At 57.0% G+C, this 18,520-nt stretch carries 18 protein-coding genes; 11 read left to right on the top strand and 7 right to left on the bottom strand.

Features of this window, described 5'->3' with window-relative positions; all coding sequences use genetic code 11:
* Positions 1 to 33 precede the first annotated feature (33 nt).
* From HMPREF2698_RS05165 to der, 7 genes are all read left to right on the top strand, one after another.
* Positions 34 to 1,164, top strand: a complete 1,131-nt coding sequence (locus tag HMPREF2698_RS05165) for a hypothetical protein (protein WP_070562642.1) — start codon at positions 34 to 36, stop codon at positions 1,162 to 1,164.
* 165 nt (positions 1,165 to 1,329) lie between these two features.
* Positions 1,330 to 2,208 (top strand): ParA family protein, encoded by an 879-nt coding sequence (locus HMPREF2698_RS05160; RefSeq protein WP_180952111.1) that lies wholly within the window; start codon positions 1,330 to 1,332, stop codon positions 2,206 to 2,208.
* A 9-nt stretch (positions 2,209 to 2,217) separates the two neighbouring features.
* Positions 2,218 to 3,015: a segregation and condensation protein A gene (locus HMPREF2698_RS05155; protein ID WP_070562639.1), complete on the top strand. Its 798-nt coding sequence runs from the start codon at positions 2,218 to 2,220 to the stop codon at positions 3,013 to 3,015.
* Positions 3,016 to 3,031: 16 nt separating this feature from the next.
* Positions 3,032 to 3,646, top strand: coding sequence for an SMC-Scp complex subunit ScpB (gene scpB, locus HMPREF2698_RS05150; protein ID WP_070562636.1), 615 nt, complete (start codon positions 3,032 to 3,034; stop codon positions 3,644 to 3,646).
* Between the two features lie 87 nt (positions 3,647 to 3,733).
* Positions 3,734 to 4,651, top strand: coding sequence for a pseudouridine synthase (locus HMPREF2698_RS05145; protein ID WP_070562633.1), 918 nt, complete (start codon positions 3,734 to 3,736; stop codon positions 4,649 to 4,651).
* Positions 4,651 to 5,352 (top strand): (d)CMP kinase, encoded by a 702-nt coding sequence (gene cmk / locus HMPREF2698_RS05140; RefSeq protein WP_070562629.1) that lies wholly within the window; start codon positions 4,651 to 4,653, stop codon positions 5,350 to 5,352. The genes HMPREF2698_RS05145 and cmk overlap by 1 nt, the downstream gene beginning before the upstream one ends.
* 1 nt (position 5,353) lies before the next feature.
* Positions 5,354 to 6,967: a ribosome biogenesis GTPase Der gene (gene der / locus HMPREF2698_RS05135; protein ID WP_070562626.1), complete on the top strand. Its 1,614-nt coding sequence runs from the start codon at positions 5,354 to 5,356 to the stop codon at positions 6,965 to 6,967.
* 38 nt (positions 6,968 to 7,005) lie between these two features.
* On the opposite strand, the gene HMPREF2698_RS05130 is transcribed toward der, so the two are convergent.
* From HMPREF2698_RS05130 to HMPREF2698_RS13610, 6 genes are all read right to left on the bottom strand, one after another.
* Positions 7,006 to 7,614 carry a response regulator transcription factor gene (locus tag HMPREF2698_RS05130; protein WP_070562624.1) on the bottom strand — a complete coding sequence of 203 codons (609 nt, stop codon included), beginning with the start codon at positions 7,612 to 7,614 and terminating at the stop codon, positions 7,006 to 7,008.
* Between the two features lie 2 nt (positions 7,615 to 7,616).
* Entirely contained in the window at positions 7,617 to 8,312 is a 696-nt protein-coding gene (locus HMPREF2698_RS13615) for a sensor histidine kinase (protein WP_246819440.1), read from the bottom strand.
* A 407-nt stretch (positions 8,313 to 8,719) separates the two neighbouring features.
* On the bottom strand, positions 8,720 to 9,517 hold the full coding sequence (locus tag HMPREF2698_RS05120) for an ABC-2 transporter permease (protein ID WP_070562617.1): 798 nt from the start codon (positions 9,515 to 9,517) through the stop codon (positions 8,720 to 8,722).
* 11 nt (positions 9,518 to 9,528) lie between these two features.
* The gene (locus HMPREF2698_RS05115) at positions 9,529 to 10,467 is read right to left on the bottom strand and encodes an ABC transporter ATP-binding protein (protein ID WP_070562614.1); all 939 of its coding nucleotides are present in this window, start codon (positions 10,465 to 10,467) and stop codon (positions 9,529 to 9,531) included.
* Positions 10,468 to 10,555: 88 nt separating this feature from the next.
* On the bottom strand, positions 10,556 to 11,398 hold the full coding sequence (locus tag HMPREF2698_RS12925) for a class I SAM-dependent methyltransferase (RefSeq protein WP_083303794.1): 843 nt from the start codon (positions 11,396 to 11,398) through the stop codon (positions 10,556 to 10,558).
* 13 nt (positions 11,399 to 11,411) lie between these two features.
* Positions 11,412 to 11,615: a hypothetical protein gene (locus tag HMPREF2698_RS13610; RefSeq protein WP_232748500.1), complete on the bottom strand. Its 204-nt coding sequence runs from the start codon at positions 11,613 to 11,615 to the stop codon at positions 11,412 to 11,414.
* A 94-nt stretch (positions 11,616 to 11,709) separates the two neighbouring features.
* Here HMPREF2698_RS13610 and HMPREF2698_RS05105 point away from each other — a divergent pair, with 94 nt between their 5' ends.
* On the top strand, positions 11,710 to 12,492 hold the full coding sequence (locus tag HMPREF2698_RS05105; RefSeq protein WP_227486307.1) for a CE1 family esterase: 783 nt from the start codon (positions 11,710 to 11,712) through the stop codon (positions 12,490 to 12,492).
* Between the two features lie 18 nt (positions 12,493 to 12,510).
* Here HMPREF2698_RS05105 and HMPREF2698_RS05100 read toward each other — a convergent pair whose 3' ends face one another.
* Positions 12,511 to 13,809: a site-specific DNA-methyltransferase gene (locus HMPREF2698_RS05100; RefSeq protein WP_083303793.1), complete on the bottom strand. Its 1,299-nt coding sequence runs from the start codon at positions 13,807 to 13,809 to the stop codon at positions 12,511 to 12,513.
* A 473-nt stretch (positions 13,810 to 14,282) separates the two neighbouring features.
* On the opposite strand from HMPREF2698_RS05100, the gene HMPREF2698_RS05095 reads away from it, so the two are divergent.
* The 3 genes from HMPREF2698_RS05095 to HMPREF2698_RS05085 all read left to right on the top strand — a co-directional run bounded on the left by HMPREF2698_RS05095 (position 14,283) and on the right by HMPREF2698_RS05085 (position 18,141).
* Positions 14,283 to 14,462 carry an antitoxin gene (locus HMPREF2698_RS05095; RefSeq protein ID WP_070524820.1) on the top strand — a complete coding sequence of 60 codons (180 nt, stop codon included), beginning with the start codon at positions 14,283 to 14,285 and terminating at the stop codon, positions 14,460 to 14,462.
* Between the two features lie 278 nt (positions 14,463 to 14,740).
* Complete coding sequence (locus tag HMPREF2698_RS05090) at positions 14,741 to 16,150, top strand: TetR/AcrR family transcriptional regulator (protein WP_070562608.1); 1,410 nt, start codon at positions 14,741 to 14,743, stop codon at positions 16,148 to 16,150.
* Positions 16,151 to 16,566: 416 nt separating this feature from the next.
* Entirely contained in the window at positions 16,567 to 18,141 is a 1,575-nt protein-coding gene (locus HMPREF2698_RS05085; protein WP_246819438.1) for a prolipoprotein diacylglyceryl transferase, read from the top strand.
* The last annotated feature ends 379 nt before the right edge of the window (positions 18,142 to 18,520 follow it).

The following is an 18,520-nucleotide window of genomic DNA, read 5'->3' as shown; positions in this document are numbered from 1 at the left end:
CGTCACGACTTCAACCTAATGAAAAGGATATTTATGGCTTCAACCACTGCTTTGTCCCAAACCTATCGAGCGGTTGCGCTAGCTTCCGTGCTCTCCGTAGGTTCCCTTTCCGGCGTCGCGTCGGGCATCGTGAGCGCAACTGGGGTGCTGCCAGGGTTCGGCACGGCCGCCGCCTATGCACAAGACGCCACCATTCCGGTGCCGGCTGGTCAGACCACGACCGTTTCGCTGCCAGTTCCTGTCGACGTCAACGTGGCCTCCGATGGTTGGAACGTCACTGCTTCTGGCGGCAGCGCTACGGTGACCGCACCACCCGCGGGAGGACAAATCAGTGTGCCGGTGACCTACCAAGGCGTGACCATGACCATCGTGCTCGTGGCCGACGCCGACGTTACTGCCGATGATCTCAACGACGCAGCTGAGAACGGGGATCCGGGCCAGCTCGGCGGTGAGCAGCAGGACCACGAGAACCCGGGTAATCCCGGGGGCAACGGGGGACCGGCGGGGAGCGAGAACTCCGATGACAGCGCAGGTGGTGGTGAGCAGAACGGAGGACAGCCTCCCGCCGATGGCTCGGCGCCCGCTGTGGGTGACTCTGGTCAAGGCCACGTGCCTCCTCCGCGAACAGGCCGCGGGTGGGAAGGAATTGATGATTCGAATACTTCCTATGTGAACCTGGAATCCACGATTGACGGCCAAACAATCACTGCCAAGCTTGGGCTCAAACAGGCTCTCGACCTGTACAACCGCTTCAAGCACCTTGAGGATGACGGAGTTACGCTGCGCTACCTCAACGCGGAAGGCGAGTTCGTAAAGGGGGTCAAACGGGAGATCGACAAAGGCTCGCGCACCATGACCCTGACCTACCCAGAGGGGGCGGAGCCGGACAATCCTTTCATCATGCAATTCGTGAACAAGGACACTCAGTCCGCTGAGCTGGTAGTGACGCTTACCGATCCAACCCGTGAGAGCGCGAGTGAGGTGCCTGCGGAGCAGCAGCTGGATTCTGATGCAGCTGACAAGGCCGGCGGAGAGGAACAAGGAGAATCGGGGCTTGGAGTTGGCGCACTTGCAGCAGGTATCGCGGGCCTCGGAGTTATCGCGCTCATCGTGTGGCTCGCGCTTAAGGGACGCCGGTCGAAGGGAGCACAGAAGGACGCCTAATCTAGGCCGTGGGCTTTATTCACCGGTTTTCCTTAGCTATAATCGCGGCGCAGGCACCCACGGGGTACCCTATAATCACAAGGATGTAAGAATGCGGCGCCGCGTGTTGCTGCAAAGCCGAAGCGGAAAGACCGCACAGGGGCCGTACAGGTCAAGGAAGCAGGTGTGACTGTGAGCGACGAGGGACTGTTTGAGGCCTCGGAAGCACAGGTCGGGTTAACCGGCCGCCCACTGCGGGAGCTTCCGGAACCAGAGCCATTGGAAAAGCATGGTCCCGCCACGATTATTTCCATGTGTAACCAGAAGGGTGGCGTCGGGAAAACCACGTCCACCATTAACATGGGCGCGTGTCTGGCGGAGCTGGGGCGTAAAGTCCTCCTCGTTGACTTGGACCCGCAGGGTGCTCTTTCGGCCGGCCTGGGCCTGACCCACGACCAGATCCAGGACACCATTTATGACGTCATGCTTGATAGCGAAGTCTCAGTGCATTCCGCTATCGTGCACACCGGCGTGGCCGGGCTCGACCTCGTCCCCGCCAACATCGACCTCTCCGCCGCTGAGATCCAGATGGTCAATGAAGTTGGCCGCGAACATACCCTGGCCCGTGCCCTTCGCCCGGTACGCAAGGACTATGACTTCATCATCATTGACTGCCAGCCTTCACTGGGCTTGCTCACGGTCAATGCTTTGGCCTGCTCGCAGGGAGTTATCATCCCCATGGAGTGCGAGTTCTTTTCCCTGCGCGGCCTCGCGCTGTTAACCGATACCGTGGAGAAAGTAGCGGACCGCATTAACTTCGACCTCGAGGTCATGGGAATTCTGGTCACCATGTTCGATCGCCGCACCCGCCACGCCCGGGAAGTCATGGACCGCGTGGTGGAGTATTTCGGGGACAAGGTCTTTGACACGGTGATTACACGTACCGTTCGTTTCCCAGAGACGTCGGTAGCCGGCGAGCCCATTACTACCTGGGCGCCCAGCTCCCAGGCAGCCAAGCAGTACCGCGACCTGGCTAAAGAGGTCATCGAGCGAGCTAACGGCTAGCCGCTCATTATGACCCAACCGGAGATTACCGGCTTTCGCATCGCCCTGGGCAATTTTGAGGGCCCTTTCGACTTGCTGCTGCAGCTGATTCAAGCGAAGAAGCTGGACGTTACGGAAGTGGCGCTGTCTGAAGTCACCGATGAGTTCGTGGCCTATACGCGTGCTTTAGGGGCAACCGCGGACTTGGATGAAACCACGGAGTTCCTTCTCATCGCCGCAACACTTTTGGATTTGAAGGCGGCTCGATTATTGCCGCGTGGCGAAGTCGATGATTTTGAAGATCTTGAGCTCCTGGAGACTCGCGATCTCCTCTTTGCGCGCCTTCTGCAGTACAAGGCTTATAAGCAGGTTGCCGACCAGTTCGCGCAATGGCAGCGCGCGGCCCAGCGGCGTTATCCGCGTGCGGTGGCGATGGAGGAGCGCTTTAGCAACCTTCTTCCGCCAGTCAAGATTGGGCATACTCCGGCCACGTTCGCCGAACTCGCAGCTGGTGTCTTCCGGCCCAAACCCCCGGAAGAGGTTGCCACAGGCCATATTCACCAGGTTGCTGTCTCCGTGCCGGAGCAAGCCGGAAAGATCCTCACGACGCTCAAGATGCTGGGCACGGGCCAATGGATGAGTTTCGAAGCCTTAACCAGGGACTGCACCATCTCTATGGAGGTCGTTGGACGTTTCCTGGCGTTGTTGGAGCTCTACAAAGCCAAAGCGGTTGATGCTTCCCAGTCAGAGTCTTTGGGGCCACTTGAATTGTCCTGGACCGGGCTCGACGTGGACCCGGCGGTCGTCGCGGCGGCGAACTGGGATTAGGGTAAGCTACCGAGTCATGGACGATACGTCATCCTTGGCCCCCAGAGACCTCGTAGCCCCGAGCCGACAGGGAGCTTTACCTCTTATTTCCCAGTTGCGCTCACGCCTGGAGTCCATCCTCCTCGTTATTGATTCGCCAGCCAGCGTGGAGGAGCTGGCCCGTGTACTGGATGCGGAGGTCACCGTCGTCAGTGATACTCTGCGTGCACTAGAGCGCGAGCTGAGCGAGCGCGGTTCTGGCATCGATCTGCGGGAGACGCCGGAGGGCTGGCGCTTCTATACGCGTAAAGAGAACGCAGATGCCGTCGAGCAGTTTGTTCTCGATGGCACCCAAACCAAGCTTTCCCGCGCGGCATTGGAGACCTTGGCCGTTATCGCATACCGCCAACCGGTCACCCGAGCCCAAGTCGCTGGCGTACGCGGCGTCAACGTCGACGGAGTAGTTCGTACGCTCATGTTGCGGGGGCTCATCCGGGAGATAGAGAGCCCAGAGCCCTCAGCTGGCAACGCACATCACTATGAGACTACTGAGCTTTTCCTAGAGCTACTCGGTATTGATTCCCTCGAGCGCCTCCCGGATCTCGCTCCGCTGCTGCCAGACATCGAGCAGATCGACGAGGACTACTCATAAAGGCGCTGTATGCGGTAGGATTGCGGCCGGACATCGGCGTGTTTCCGCGCGCCGCAAATTGAAGAACTATTGAGAGGACACATTCCCGTGACTCCACCCGCTCGCCGCGATGGCACACCGGAAAAGAAAAAGCGTGACAGCGACATGATCGTGTCGAACGCTAAGCCGGCCCGCCATCAGCATGTGAAGAAGAAGGCCACCGCAGAATCTATCGCCCGAGACTTGGGCGCGGACTGGCTGGTAGACGGTAAAGATAAGAAGAGCTCCCAGAACCAAGGCGAGCGCCTGCAAAAGGTCTTGGCAAAGGCCGGCGTTGCTTCGCGCCGCCATGCAGAGATCCTCATCGATGAAGGCCGCGTTGAGGTCAACGGCCAGGTCATCATCAAGCAGGGCACTCGTGTCAATCCCAACACGGACGTGATTCGCGTCGATGGCACACGCATCAACGTCAACGAGGAGACCCAATACTTCGTGCTCAACAAACCGCGCGGTATGCAGTCCACGATGTCGGATGACATGGGCCGTCCTTGCGTGGGAGATGTGGTGGCTGATCGCGTGGTAGCAGGCCAGCGCTTGTTCCACGTCGGGCGCCTCGACGCGGATACCGAGGGGCTTCTCTTGTTGACTAACGACGGCGAACTTGCCAACCGTCTCATGCATCCCAAATATGAGGTGACCAAAACATACCTCGCGACTGTCCTTGGCGAAGCAGATAAGAAGCTCGTTCGTCAGCTGCGCGACGGCATCGAATTGGATGATGGCCTTGCGCAGGCGGACTATGTGCAGATCGTGGACAAGAACCAGGGCTATTCGCTGGTGCGCGTCGAGCTGCACGAGGGCCGGAAGCACATCGTGCGTCGCATGCTTAAGGAAGCCGGGTATCCGGTCCAGCGTCTCGTGCGCACCAAACTCCACACGGTGCAGTTGGGTGATATGAAGCCCGGCTCCTTGCGTGCACTGAACTCCAACGAACTGACCAGCCTGTACAAGGCGGTGGGGATGTAATGATTTCAAATATGCCCAATCAAGGCCTCATTCTGGCTGTTGACGGTCCCTCCGGAACCGGTAAATCCACGACGTGCCGAGCACTGGCCAAGAAGCTTGACGCCAAGTACGTCGATACCGGTGCAATGTACCGCGTGGCAACGCTTGCTGTGCTGCGCGCGGGTGTGGACCCAGCGGATACTGAGGCGGTGATTTCCACGACTGCTGACCTGCCTCTCGAGGTGTCTGATGATCCAGATTCCACCATGGTCATCTTTGATGGCGAGGATGTCTCCCGCGTCATCCGAGAAGATGAGGTCACCCGCAATGTCTCGGCAGTTTCCGCCATTCCGGAAGTGCGCCAAAACCTCGTTGAACTGCAACGTAAGCTTGCCGCCCAGGCTCATCGCGCGATTGTCGAAGGGCGCGATATCGGCACGGTTGTTCTTGCCGATGCCCCCGCGAAGGCTTTCATGACGGCTAGCGCCGAGGTCCGAGCACAGCGCCGTCACGACCAAAACCTAGCTGCCGGCATTGACTCGGATTTTGACTCCGTGCTTGCCGCCGTCGAACGGCGCGACGCCGCCGACTCTTCCCGCGCTACATCGCCGCTGCGCCCGGCGGAGGACGCGGTACTCGTTGATACGTCCGAGATGACCCGAGATGAGGTCCTTGACGCTCTCATCGCCGTCGTCAAAGAATCGGCTGCACAGGAGGCCTGACATGACTAATGAACCGCAGAATCCGGATGTAGATCCGGCGCAGCAGCCGGAAGACTTTGAGACGGAATTTCACTATCCGGCCGGAAAACTTGAAGAAGAGGTCGTACGCGATCCGCACGGCGGCTGGGCTCCGAAGGATTTCGACTCTGAAGACTTTGACTATGAATTCGACGAGTCTGAATTCAGCGAGGCCGATTTTGGTGAGGATGAGACCGATTTCGACGATGAGGCTCTGCTGAGCGAGGAAGAATGGGAAGCCCTATCCCACGCCTTTGGTGTCGGTGAGGGCCATACGGAGGAAAACCTGTGCACGGTGGCCGTAGTGGGCCGCCCGAACGTGGGCAAGTCTTCTCTGGTGAATCGCTTCCTTGGGCGCCGTGAAGCTGTTGTAGAGGACCACCCGGGCGTGACCCGTGACCGCGTGTCTTATGTAGCGGAGTGGAATGGCCAGCGCTTCTTTGTTCAGGACACCGGAGGTTGGGACCCGAACGTCAAGGGAATCCATGCCGCCATCGCCCGCCAGGCAGAGCAGGCGATGGAAACTGCCGACGTCATCGTATTCGTGGTGGACACCAAGGTGGGCATCACTGAGACCGATGCGGTTATGGCTCGGAAATTGCAGCGCTCCGAGGTCCCAGTCATCCTGGTATCCAACAAGTTTGATTCGGAAACCATGTATGCAGACATGGCCGAGTTCTACGCGCTTGGTTTGGGCGATCCGTGGCCAGTATCCGCTCAGCATGGTCGGGGCGGTGCCGACGTCCTCGATGAGATCCTCCGTTTGTTCCCTGCGGAACCGCGTCATTCCTCGATTACCTCCGGTCCTCGCCGCGTGGCGTTGGTGGGCAAGCCGAACGTGGGCAAGTCCTCCTTGCTGAACAAGCTGACGGCGGAGGAGCGCTCCGTGGTAGACAATGCTGCAGGCACCACGGTCGACCCAGTTGATTCCCTGGTGCAGCTGGACCAGCGTTTGTGGAAGTTCATTGATACCGCAGGTCTGCGCAAGAAGGTTAAAAACGCGCAGGGCCACGAGTACTACGCCTCCTTGCGCACGCGCGGCGTGATTGATGCGGCCGAGGTGTGCGTCATGCTTATCGACGCTTCCCAAGAAGTCTCGGAGCAAGACCAACGCGTCCTCAACATGATTCTCGAGGCCGGAAAAGCCTTGGTTATTGCCTTTAACAAGTGGGACCTTGTGGATGAGGATCGCCGCTACTACCTAGAGCGCGAAATTGATGAGAACCTGCGCCACCTGCCGTGGGTGACCCGCGTGAATATCTCTGCTGAGACCGGGCGCGCCTTGCAAAAGCTTGAGCCCGCCATGATCGAGGCCCTAGAAAGCTGGGATCAGCGCGTGTCCACCGGTCAGCTCAACAATTGGATGCGTGACGCGATTGCCGCGAATCCACCGCCGATGAATAATAACCGTCTGCCGCGAGTGCTCTTTGCCACTCAGGCGTCGACGCAACCACCGACCATCGTGCTGTTTACAACCGGCTTCTTGGACGCTGGCTATCGTCGCTACCTAGAGCGTAAATTCCGTGAGCGTTTCGGTTTCCACGGCTCGCCCGTGCGCATCGCGGTGCGCGTGCGCGAGCGCCGTCAACGCCGATAGCTCCGCTAGCGGGCTGAAGGCGGGACCACGGAGAGGCCTCAAATCCACCCGTTTGCTTCGGCTCGCCGTGCAGCCTCGAAGCGATTTCCAGCCCGCGTCTTCGCCATGATGGCGGAGACGTGGTTGCGCACGGTCCCGCCGCTGAGGTGAAGTTGCGCAGCGATATCAGCGGAGCCGAGTCCACGGACTAACAGGCGGCATACCTCGATTTCTCGTTCGCTCAGTGGGTTGTCGGGGGCGAAGAGAATGTCCTGAGCAAGCTGCGGATCGATAACGCGCAAACCCGAATGGACACGGCGGATGGCATCAGCGAGTTCATCGGGAGGGGTGTCTTTGACGAGAAAGCCATCTATACCTGCTTCGAGAGCGCGTTTGACGTAACCGGACCGTCCAAATGTGGTGACGATAAGGCTCCGGCAGTCAGTGCCGGCGATACTCTTGGCAGCATCGATGCCGTTCATGCCAGGCATCTCAATATCGAGTAAAGCCACGTCAACGCTGTGCTTGGCGACGAGCTCCGCGACCTCTGTCCCAGAGCCACAGCCTGCAACGACTTCAATGTCCGGCTCGGTATTAAGGAGCGCGGTCAGCGCGCCGCGAACTAGAGACTGGTCCTCGGCAATGAGCACCCGGATGGCGTTCGTCAAAGCTACTTAACCTCCTGCGTATCAGGGCCTTTGAGCGTCACGCGGACTGTGGTCAAACCGCCGGCGCGCTCGATTGTGACCTCACCGCCGGCGGCTTCTGCCCGGCGGCGAAGACCTGCGAGGCCCGTGAGACCGGAGGCAAGTGCACGCGAAGCGTCTTCTGTGAAGCCGCAGCCGTTGTCCGTAACCTTGAGGGAGTTCTCCGTGAGTAGTACCCAGCATTCAGTAGCCCCAGAATGCCGCACGACGTTGGTGCTAAGCTCCCGCAACGCCCAGGAGAACAGATCTTCATGAGACTGGGGGCGCGTGAGGGTATCCGGAAGGTGAGTTTGTATTCCGGCGGTTTCGAGGATCCGGCGCGCGGCGTGGATCTCGCCGGCAAAGGTAGGGTTCTTCATGCGGGTAACAGTCGAGCGGACTTCGGCGAGTGACATCCTTGACAGGGCGCTAATCTCCTCGAGCTCGGCAGCTGCCTTGGCGGGGTCGTGTTCGATTAGCCGACGGGCTACTTCGGATTTGAGGTTGATAGCAGTAAGCGAGTGGCCGAGAAGGTCATGGATATCAGAGGCAATATCCTCGCGTTGATGCGCCAGATCTAAATCATGGCGAAGAGCTATCTCAGTGTCCTCTCTCTGGGACAATGCTCCGAGGACCAAGATGAGAAGCGGCCAGCCGAAGAGGATGATCGCAAGGTCCATAAAGCGAGGATTCTCGTAAATCCATGCGGGGATACCAGCAAGTATGCCGGTGAGCATAATAACCGTCGCGGCAGTCCTGAACGGTTGTGTATAGGCTACGAGCGCTCCGAGATATGGGACGAAGGCGACAGCCCAGGCACCATATCCCGGAATAGATGCTAGGGCGAGTAGCGCGAGGATAACCCACCGAAGGGTGACGCGTTGACCCAAGGTCCAGCCGCGCGGAAAGAAGTCGACAGAACCAAAGGAGAGAAAGTAGGCCACACAGAAAAACACAGTGATGGCCACAGCCCAGGTCCGCTGAGCAGGCGTATAAGTGGGAAGGAACAAAACTTGGAGAAGGACAAGCAGGAGAAAGATCAACCAAATAGCTGCGAAAGCGGCATTGCGAACCTTGAAGCTACTCATCATGCTCGGTTCTTGTCGCGCTTGTGAAGAATCAGACACAACCCGACGAAAACCATTGTCCATACAGCGATATTAACCCATGCGTACCATAGCGGGTCTTCAATAAAGAGCTGCTCGCTATTGATCATTTGGGCGCCTTCAGACAAAGGCCCACGAGAAAGAGCCTGTGCGCCGTACATCGGAGTGAATCGTCCGACCGCGAGTAGCGATTCCTTTAGCGGCATGAAGACATTTCCGGCGAAGGCGAGAATGACGATAGTGGATGTTGTGATAGAGACGGTGTTTTCTGAGGGAAAGAGCATGGCACAGGCCATGCCGTAGAAGCCGAAGGGGATAGCGCAGGCGACGGTAGCAAGAAATGCTAATGCCCACTGGGTCGGTTGCATGCTTGCTGCGGTGAGTGCACCGGTAATGAAGACAGCGGCGATCGGTAAGATTGCGCGGACCGCGATATTGAGGAAATTGGAAATCCCTAGCTGGGAAGAGCGTAGGGGAGTGAGCGCCAATTGTCGGCCCCATCCTGCACGGTTTTCTGCAACCATGGAGCCGGCGGCGCCAACAGCACCTGTAGCACCGGCATAGAGAGCCATGCCGATCATCACCATGGCAGCAACATTTCCGCCGTTAAACTCGACTTGGCCGTATTCTTGCATGGCGCCGAAGAGAATATAGAAGATGATTGGAAGACCAACGCTGAAAAAGAGCGTGGGCAGGTCGCGACGTAGCCGCTTTAGGTCGTGGGCAGCGTAGTTCAGGGTGGTGCGAAGAGTGGGGTGCGCAGCGGTGTGGGGGCTCATGTGAAATCTCCTTATCGCGTGGTGTTACTGGATGTAGCGTTGTAGAGCTCGAGGAAGGAATCCTCCAAACTGTGTCCTGTGATAGTGATGTCGCGAGCAGTGGTTTCGTTAAGCAGGTAGCGTGCCACCGCATCAGAGTCTCGAGCAGTGATGACCAGCCCCGTGTCTGTTTGCTCTTGGTGGATAACTCCGGGAAGTAGGTTGGCCGTAAGCGCATGTGGCACCTCGCCGGGAAAGGCGGCCCGGATGACACGGGTGGAGTTGGAGTTGCGGATCTCTTCTGTCGAGCCATCGGCTTGAATGTGGCCCTTGTTGAGCATGATGATGCGCTGGGCAAAGGTCTCGGCTTCTTCAAGGTAATGGGTGGTGAGCACGATGGTTCGGCCGGCATCTGCCTCTTCGCGCATAGTTTCCCAGAAGTGATGTCGGGCACCGGCGTCCATGCCAGTAGTTGGCTCGTCGAGAAGCAGCACTTCCGGATCTCCTAAGAGGGCCAGTCCGAAGCGGAGGCGTTGTTGCTCACCACCGGAGCATTTGCTCACGCGGCGCGACAGGATATCTCCTAGATTTGCGCGCTCGATGATGTCGTCAAACGCACGGTGAGATGGGAAGGCCGCGCCGAGGAGCTCGAGGGTTTCCTTGACGGTGATGTTAGGAAGAAGGCCGCCGGATTGCATGACGGCTCCTATGCGTCCGCTTTTAATAGCGGTGTGTGGGCTTTCTCCGAGCACCTGGATAGTGCCGGAAGTCGGTGTTGTCAGGCCCAGGATGAGATCAATAAGCGTCGTTTTTCCGGCGCCGTTCGTTCCTAGCAGGCCAACGATTTCGCCCCGATGAATGGAAAGGGAGACGTCGTGAAGCGCTTGTACAGGATTGGGCGATGACGCATTAAAAACCTTGCTGACGTCATTGACGTCAATGACTGGTGGGAGAGTGCGTGTTGTGCTCATATCTTCACGCTATGGTGGGCAGATATGTGCAGCGTAGACGTGGTGTCACCAATTAGACGTGACAGTTGTCATGGTTGGGGCGGGCTGGCTACTCGCCAGCGCGGGCCAATAAGAAAGCATCTGTCCGATAAGGAATGCGAAGGACTTGGCCGGGGCGAAAGCCCATGTGTTCGTAGAGGTACCAGTTGAGGTTATGTGTCATGCGTTCATGGATCTTTTGGCCATTGCGAAGCCAATATGAGCGAGTATGCATAAGAGAATGAAGGCCTTCGGGGCTCAGCTTGTGTTCCCACGTCAAGCGGAGCTCTTGGCGAAGCGTCCATGGTTCACAAAAAGCGGGATAGAAACCGGGACGGTGGACATCTCCGGAATGCATGATGCGGGAAAGACGCAGGACCCACGGGTCCGCATTGACGTCCAGAGTGTTCCACACCAAGAGGACTTTTCCGTTGGGGCGGAGAACCCGGTCAAATTCTGCACAGGCTCGTTGGACGTCAACCCAATGCCAGGTCTGCGCGCAGGTGAGGGCGTCGAGGGAGGCGTCTGCAAGCGCAGTGTTCTCGGCAGTTGCACGCCAGCACGGCACCCCGAGGCGGTTTAGGACTCGGGTCATGTCAGGGGATGGATCGCTGGCGTAGACAACGGGGTTGCTTAGTGATTCAGTGAGCTTTCCGGTGCCTGCGCCAACATCGAGGACAGTCCGCGCGGAGGCAATGAGCCGTGATACCTCCTGCGGATAGCCAGGACGCACGTCATGATAGGCGTCAGCACCGTGGCTGAATGATTGGGCAGAACGAAGACGCTGCTGAGCTGTGCTGAAGCTCGGTGCCTCTTTCCCCGAAGCCGGGCGATAGCTGGGGTAATGCTCGGGGACCGGGAAAGGGGATGAGACGCTGGGGGAATCAGTTGATTCGGAAGGAGTTGGGCTCATGATGCTCCTAAATCTACCGTGGTGCTGCAGGTTCGTGGATGTCGGTGGGATGTTTTAAGGTGGACGAGGATATTTTCCCGAGGGCGAGCGTGGCGAGGCAAATGATGAGTGAAGATTCCGCAGCATGGCTGCGGTGTTCGCGCACGCTGGCTGGGATCATGTCAACCGCAGCTTGCGTCATGGCGCTGGTCTCGTGCAGCTCGCCTGAAGAAGACACGACTACTTCTCCATCAACAGCAGAGTGGACAAGTGACCTCGGTTTCCCCGTCGCCCCTATGCTCGTTGGCCCCGACCCAGGGCACACGAAAAAAATGAAGTTGGCCTCTGGACGTAGTTTTCTCCTCCACGTGCCCGAAAACTACACTGCAGATCGATCCTGGCCGGTCCTGTTGTCCTTCCACGGTTATACAGATTCTCCGGAAAACATGGAGCAATACAGCCAGTTTGATGCGGCTGACGCCATAGTCGCCTACCCTGCAGGGGAAAATGCGGCGTGGGCTCCGGCGCCTTATGCTGCTACCAGCGCGGAAGAAGACCTAGAATTCGTGCGAGCAATCGTGGACAGCCTGCGCGCAACTTATGAGGTAGACGATAACGCTATCTTCGCTGCGGGCCTGTCCAATGGAGGAGGATTCGCGGCATTCTTAGCCTGCCGTATGCCGGGGACGTTTCGCTCGGTAGCTACTGTATCGGCGGCTTATTACGAAGGCATCCATACGGATTGCTCAGACAAGCCTGTTGGCCGTTTGGATATTCACGGTACAAAAGACCCCGTTGTCAACTATGAGGGCGGCGTGCGGCACGAGACTGCTTATGCTTCGGTCGCAGAAGTGCTCGGGCAGCATCAGCGTCGTAACAAGTGTCGTGGCGACGTCGAGTCCGTACGTCTCACAAACGGTGCCACCAGAGAGACATGGACTGCCTGCCAAGCACCGCTGCAGCACATTCGCATCGAAGGCGGATCCCACGTTTGGCCTGGTGGAAACAACGCTACGAAAACTGAGGTGGGTAAAGGTTTTGCCACCGACGCGGTACTAGACTTCTTCGGTATCCCCGGCCGGCCTGCAGACACCGAGGAACACGGAGTGGCCTAGGACTGATTCCTTCGTGGACTACTCGCTGAGCGTGTAGTGATTAAAGGGGATGCCGAGGGAGCGAACCCGCGCTAAGCAGATATCTGCCACCGTTTTATACCCAGCTTGGTGCGCGGCACTGGTGGTTTCCGTGGGGGCCGGAATCTGTACGAGGTGAAAGGAGCGTTGGCCGCCATCCTCGCGATTGAGCTCGACGACGGCCTGCGCGGTGGTGCCAGAGCCAGCAAAAAAGTCGAGGACTACCGCGTTGGGGCCGCCGGCGATTGCGATGAGGTGCTTGATAAGCCGCACTGGTTTGGGAAAATCGAATACGCCTTTAACACCGAGTGCCTCTTCAGCGTCACGACGGCCTGTACGGGTTACGCCGAATCGTTCCCCGTCCAGTATGGAGCGTGGGCGCGCACCCTTCTTTTCATAGTTTTTGGTGTAGACAAAGCCGCGTCTGAAAACCAGGTCGTCATAGTGCTTATCAACTTTGTCCCGCCCCCAACGCCAGCGCGCCACCTTCGACTTCCCGTCGGGTTGATGAGGCCAGTATTTATCACCTTTCGGACCGATGATGGGAAAGTCGAGGCTTGGTAGATAACCCAAGGTCTTGGAATCTAGGCGAACGAGGGAATAGTTACCCTTCTCATCGCGATGGTTGTAGCGGGTCGATGTCTGCGCCCCTAGATCAACATTGAACCCGGAGTTTTCCGGAGATTTGGCGTAGCAAAGGACATATTCGTGCTCTTGGACGGCATATCTTGAATCATTCTTTCCAGTACCGCCTTTTTTCCAAATGAGCTGGCTTGCAAAGCAATCCTCGCCGAAAACCTCGTTGAGGAGGAGGCGTACATGGGCACACTCTGATTCGCCGATCGAAACCACGATGAATCCTGTGTCTGCGAGTACTTCACGCGCAAGGATCAGTCGTGGAAGCATCATAGAAAGCCATTCGGCATGCCATTGACCAAAGTGCTCTGAGCGCATTTCTCGCCGTTGGCGGAAGTTGTCGCGATAAACAAAATCTTTGCCGGTGTTATACGGCGGGTCGATATAGATGACGTCGGCCTTCATACCGCGGGCAACAAAGCTCTTGAGCGCGGATAGATTATCGGCGACGGTGACTGAATTGGTGGTGGCATCCGAGCCGCTTATCAATGTTTGCCTCCCCGCAGCTTGAGAGGCAGCAAGCGCAGCGGCAGCATTCTTTCCCGGCCACACTAAGCCAAAGGCTGAGTCATCGTTTGTGGGTATTTCTAACCCACGAGAGGGCGTCGAAGAATCAGGTTGTGTAGCGGGTCGGGGAGTTGGCTCAGAATGAGGAGAAGGCATTGTGGGCAGGCTTGTACTTTGGCGATTGATCTACGGACGAGGGCATGTGCGTTAATTATTGCGCAAAGAACTGAGCGCGGAGCGCAGCCAAAGAAGTGTGTCCTAGAGTGCACAGCAATGCCAACGAAGGCGCGCCTGCTTTTAGCAAGTTGTTGAACGAAAAGGGGTAGGTGGAGGGGGTAAACGGATGCGCCGACCCTGAGAATTCTTAGAGTGCTGCTTTGTGTTGGGAACGGTACGTCTCATAACTAGGGTGATTAATAACTCGTGTGGCGAAGACTCTGGTGCGTCGGTACGGTGGAGTCTCGTGATGGCTCGCAACGTGAATGCCGCGGTCGATAGTGCACTTGTTCGTAGTGTGCGGAGCCGATCGATGGGGTTCACACCTACTGATCGGTTGTAGCCGCAGGCGTATTGACACGTTGGTAGCTAGCACGGTTAGAAACAGTAAAAGCAACGAAAGGATTGTAGGAATGGGTATTTTTGACAAGGCAAAGGACGCGCTGAACTCCGATAAGGGCGAGCAGGTTTCGGACAGCGCACTGGACAAGGGTGCTGATCTTGCTAAGGGTAAGCTCGGCGAAGATAAGGCCGATAAGATTGACTCTGCTCGCGACCAGCTCGATGATCGTATCGGTAACGAGGGCGCTTAAGCTCTAAAAATTGAGGGCGGAAGCAGTGTGCTTAGCACCCTGACGTTGCGGGAATAAGAGCCCACTGCCTCTGAAATGCCACGCTAGGCGCGCTCTATAAGTCCTGTCCACGATGTGGGCAGGACTGTATAAGTTTTGTAGCAATGTATATGTTGACTTCGGCTGGGACATAATATGGGCGAGTTGATGGAGAAAAGGAATCTGAGAGAAACCTTTAAATCCTCCTATGTTGTGTTTATGAATATAAAATCGGTCATTTCCTGGGTAGGCTGAACACTGTGAATACTTCAGTAGGTGTGGAACAAAGTAGCCAGCCCTTTAAGCAGCTTCTGATTGAGCAAGCTGGCCGGGTCATTGCTAAGGCGGGCATCGATGAAGTGCGCCTTCGGGAAGTTGCTGACCAGGTTGATGTGCCTCTTGCGGAAGCTCAGGCACTTTTTGCTTCCGAAGCGGAACTCGTCGAGGCAACTAAGCACTCTCTCAATGATGCGCTGACGTCAACTATTGATTTGCACCTACAAGGATTGCCCGAGAATGCGACCGCGGTAGATAAGCTTCGTGCGACCGCGCTGTCCTACTTTTCTTTTGCGGTCGAGGACCCATCCTCTTTTGCGGCTTTTACTGCTGTCTACGCTTCTCCCCGCACGGGATTGACGGCTGAGGACTTTGCTAGCCGTGATGGAGAGGCTGACACCTGCCCCATTATGCGTATTCTTTTTGACCTGACTAAAGACGCTATTAAAGAATCCGGCGGCACGGAGCTCGATGCCTATGGGACGCTACTCTCCGCTCTGTCGATATTTTCCCACCTACACGGCGTTACACAGCTTGCAGCTGAAGGGATTCTGCGCTACCTCTCGCCAGCGGCGAAAAAGCAAACCTTTAGTGCTGTCATGGATACGCTGAGCGTTGGTCTTTATCCCTTTTTTAGGGGCGAGCGTATCAAGCGCGCCGAACCTTGCGGCCTGGCAGGGGAGCAGCCTGAAACACTCCTAATCAGTGCAGAAGACTTTCCACGAAGCACAGAGGATGAGCAGCGAACAGCTCTGCTCCGAGGTGCTGTGGAGGAGGCTCTAGACCACGGCGTGACTGGCTTGCATATCGGTGGCGCCGCAAAACGAGCAGGACTTAGCGTCCAAGAGGCTGAACACCTTATTGAAAGCGACCAAGAGCTGGCGAGTTTCTTGGAGCGCTATTTGGACAAAATCAACTATGAGTTCATTTACCGTCAGGTAGCCGCGTTGCCGCAGGACGCTAGCGCAGTGTCGAAGATTAAAGCTACGGGCTATGGATATGTCTCGCATGCTTTGCATGACCCGCAAGGATTTGAGGCGCTCATTAAGATCGCATCCGGCCCGATCGTGCCCATGTCGTTTGAGGATGACTTCCTGCCAAACGCGAATAAAGCGGTCGAGCTTCAACGTGATTTCAGCGAGTTCGGCCGAGCCTTTGGGTTCATTATGTCTCTCGTACGCGAGGCTATCGATGAGGTGGACGGGCCGCGCACTCCATGGGTTCTTTTTACATTAGTGATTTCAGTGTGGGCTGGCGCCCACGGTCTTGCCATGCTGAGCACCAACGGGCCATTGCGTGGGTATAATTCCGATTTTATTTTTGAAATTCTGACTCAGTATATGGATATCGAACTCGGCGGCATCATGCGAAGCCTCAATGGCATGGCAGGCTAGTTCAGTGAAATGAGCGTGCGGGATGCTCAACTGAGAGTGATTCGCATCATATTCCTCCCTACTTTCTTAGAGTGAAAGTGGGGATTCTTTTGTCAATATCTGAGGGTGGCGGCACCTTGTCGGGGTGGTGTGGACGTGGGCTTTGGCTGGGCGCATTCATTGCGTGAAGGGGGTAGAAATCGGTCTGGAGCGACTAATGTTTACGGCGTGAACGGCAAAGATGTCGATGGCCGGTGTCTCTGAATGGGGGTAGCAAGTAGTTGCTCAAGTGTAGAAAATATACTCTGCAGGTTGTATGGTGGCCACGTCCGAACCTTAATCGCAAGCCTTATAAGGCTAAGCGGGTTTTCACTTCAGTTTAAGAAAGACTAACTATGCGCCCTACTCGCTCTCGCATTGTCGCCACTGTAGCGGCAGTGGCTACCTTTTCTTCCGTTATCGTTGCTCCTCAGGCAATTGCGGTAGAGGAACCGGCAGAATCTTCCTTCGTTCATGAGGAGAATGGCACTGGCACTCTTGATGTCAACGGCACTGCCTTCGACGAAGACGGCAACCTGGTTGATGAAGACAACGCTGGTGATAACGCGATTGAAGAGCTTGACCGCGACTCTCGCAACAACGACATCAGCTTTTATGACGCGGAAAACAGCAAACCGACGACGCTTGATGAGCTGAAGAGCACTGAATCATCGACGGCTGACGCTTCGATCAAGGTCGTCGAGAAGGACGGCAAGCTGGTCTGTGAGATTTCTGATGCTCCTGGTAAGGAAGGCGAGATTCTTGAGCGCAAGCTCGACCTAGCTCGTGCATTCTATGATGGCGGCAACAAGCTGCTGCAGACCGTATGGGAAGTTATTCCTGTTGTCGGCGATCTCGTCCCGTCGGACTTCATCAAGAAGATTGGCGCAAGCTCGTGGGAGCGGATCGCTGAAATGGTCCGTGAAGGCGAGAAAGACAAGGATGTCACGTGGGACCTCGCACGTGCGCAGGGCATGGCTATCGCAAAGATCGAGAACTCCGATGCTGATGTCGATTTGAAGAACCCGGATGCGGCGAAGAAGACCGTCTCTGGGCTCATCAAGTTTGCTGATGGTGCTTTCGGTACTGGAGTCGCTACCGTATTGAAGGTTTTTAATGCCGCCGTTACGATTGCTGGCCTTTTCCCGGGCGCTAGTGCCGCTAAGGACTTGAAGCTGAGCGATACTCAGCGCAAGGAAATTGAGTCCACCCTGTCTGGTATCTCGACCGCGGCTTCTGCGTTGGCCGAGGTTAACGCACCGGCTGGACAGAAGTGTGCGGACATGCTCAATGGCAAGCAGGTCAGCGACGAAGCGCCGGATTCCACCTCGACAACCGAGTCCTCTGAGCCTTCCGAGTCCTCTGAGCCTTCCGAGTCCGCCGAGCCTTCTGATTCCGAGAAGCCCTCCGAGTCCACTGAGCCTTCCGAGTCGAGTGAACCCTCCGCATCAGATGAGGCTTCTGAGTCCGCAGAGTCGACTGCGCCTGAATCTACTGAGTCCGAGGCGGCCGAACCTGAGGATCCGACGGAGGAATCCGAGCCTGCTTCCACTACCTCGGCCCCTGTAGATTCCGATGATGAGGATAATAACGGTGAAGACGGGGAGCCTGGCCGTGATGGCAAGGACGGTGCCGACGGCAAGGATGGCCGCGATGGACGCGACGGTGAGGACGGCCGCGATGGTCGCGATGGCCGTGATGGCAAGGACGGCGCCGACGGCAAGGATGGCCGTGACGGTCGCGGCGGCCGCGATGGGCGTGACGGCAAGGATGGCATCAACGGCCGCGATGGCGTCGACGGCAAAGATGGTAAAGATGGCGAAGACGCTGATATGTCCTCCGCTGTTGGTTACTCATTCCTTGGAGCGATTCTCGGTGGCGGTCTAATCGTTTCCATCTTCGGCGCTATTGATTACCTCTACCTGCTGGGCTACCTGCCCAAGGAAGGCATTCCGTGGCGCGCTAACCGCTAAGACCAACTCGTAGTTCCAGCCTGAGCAGAGAAATCTCAGGCAGAGCACTACAGAACAGCCCCATTGCATCCGCAGTGGGGCTGTTTGCATGAGCGATTGAAGGGTAGGCAAGCGCAGCATTGGGGCAAAGCTCGCTGTTTATAGCAGCGTGAGTGCGCGTTTCAGAGCTGCCCGTGATGGCGTCTACCCTCCCGTCGGGATGGCACAACGAACACAGCGGTGTTGACCAGATGGTTTATCGCAATAAGAGCACCATTCCTGTGGCGGTTCTAGGCGATGAGTAGGTCGTAAACACCGGACTATAGAGTGGGAAGCGTGACTGTAATAGTCTGTTGCGACCGGCTGTTTGGTAGCAGCGTCGTGACTTTCCGGTAGCGCT

This window comes from Corynebacterium sp. HMSC072A02 (genome assembly GCF_001810085.1).
GTDB lineage: Bacteria > Actinomycetota > Actinomycetes > Mycobacteriales > Mycobacteriaceae > Corynebacterium > Corynebacterium hesseae.
Note: the sequence above shows the minus strand (reverse complement) of the source record. Positions and strands in the feature narration are given on the sequence as shown.

Coding starts and splice junctions, on each gene's coding strand:
- HMPREF2698_RS05165 (WP_070562642.1), top strand. CDS start 34: ATGGCTTCAACCACTGCTTTGTCCCAAACCTATCGAGCGGTTGCGCTA.
- HMPREF2698_RS05155 (WP_070562639.1), top strand. CDS start 2,218: ATGACCCAACCGGAGATTACCGGCTTTCGCATCGCCCTGGGCAATTTT.
- scpB (WP_070562636.1), top strand. CDS start 3,032: ATGGACGATACGTCATCCTTGGCCCCCAGAGACCTCGTAGCCCCGAGC.
- cmk (WP_070562629.1), top strand. CDS start 4,651: ATGATTTCAAATATGCCCAATCAAGGCCTCATTCTGGCTGTTGACGGT.
- der (WP_070562626.1), top strand. CDS start 5,354: ATGACTAATGAACCGCAGAATCCGGATGTAGATCCGGCGCAGCAGCCG.
- HMPREF2698_RS13615 (WP_246819440.1), bottom strand. CDS start 8,312: ATGGACCTTGCGATCATCCTCTTCGGCTGGCCGCTTCTCATCTTGGTC.
- HMPREF2698_RS05120 (WP_070562617.1), bottom strand. CDS start 9,517: ATGAGCCCCCACACCGCTGCGCACCCCACTCTTCGCACCACCCTGAAC.
- HMPREF2698_RS05115 (WP_070562614.1), bottom strand. CDS start 10,467: ATGAGCACAACACGCACTCTCCCACCAGTCATTGACGTCAATGACGTC.
- HMPREF2698_RS12925 (WP_083303794.1), bottom strand. CDS start 11,398: ATGAGCCCAACTCCTTCCGAATCAACTGATTCCCCCAGCGTCTCATCC.
- HMPREF2698_RS05105 (WP_227486307.1), top strand. CDS start 11,710: ATGAAGTTGGCCTCTGGACGTAGTTTTCTCCTCCACGTGCCCGAAAAC.
- HMPREF2698_RS05100 (WP_083303793.1), bottom strand. CDS start 13,809: ATGCCTTCTCCTCATTCTGAGCCAACTCCCCGACCCGCTACACAACCT.
- HMPREF2698_RS05095 (WP_070524820.1), top strand. CDS start 14,283: ATGGGTATTTTTGACAAGGCAAAGGACGCGCTGAACTCCGATAAGGGC.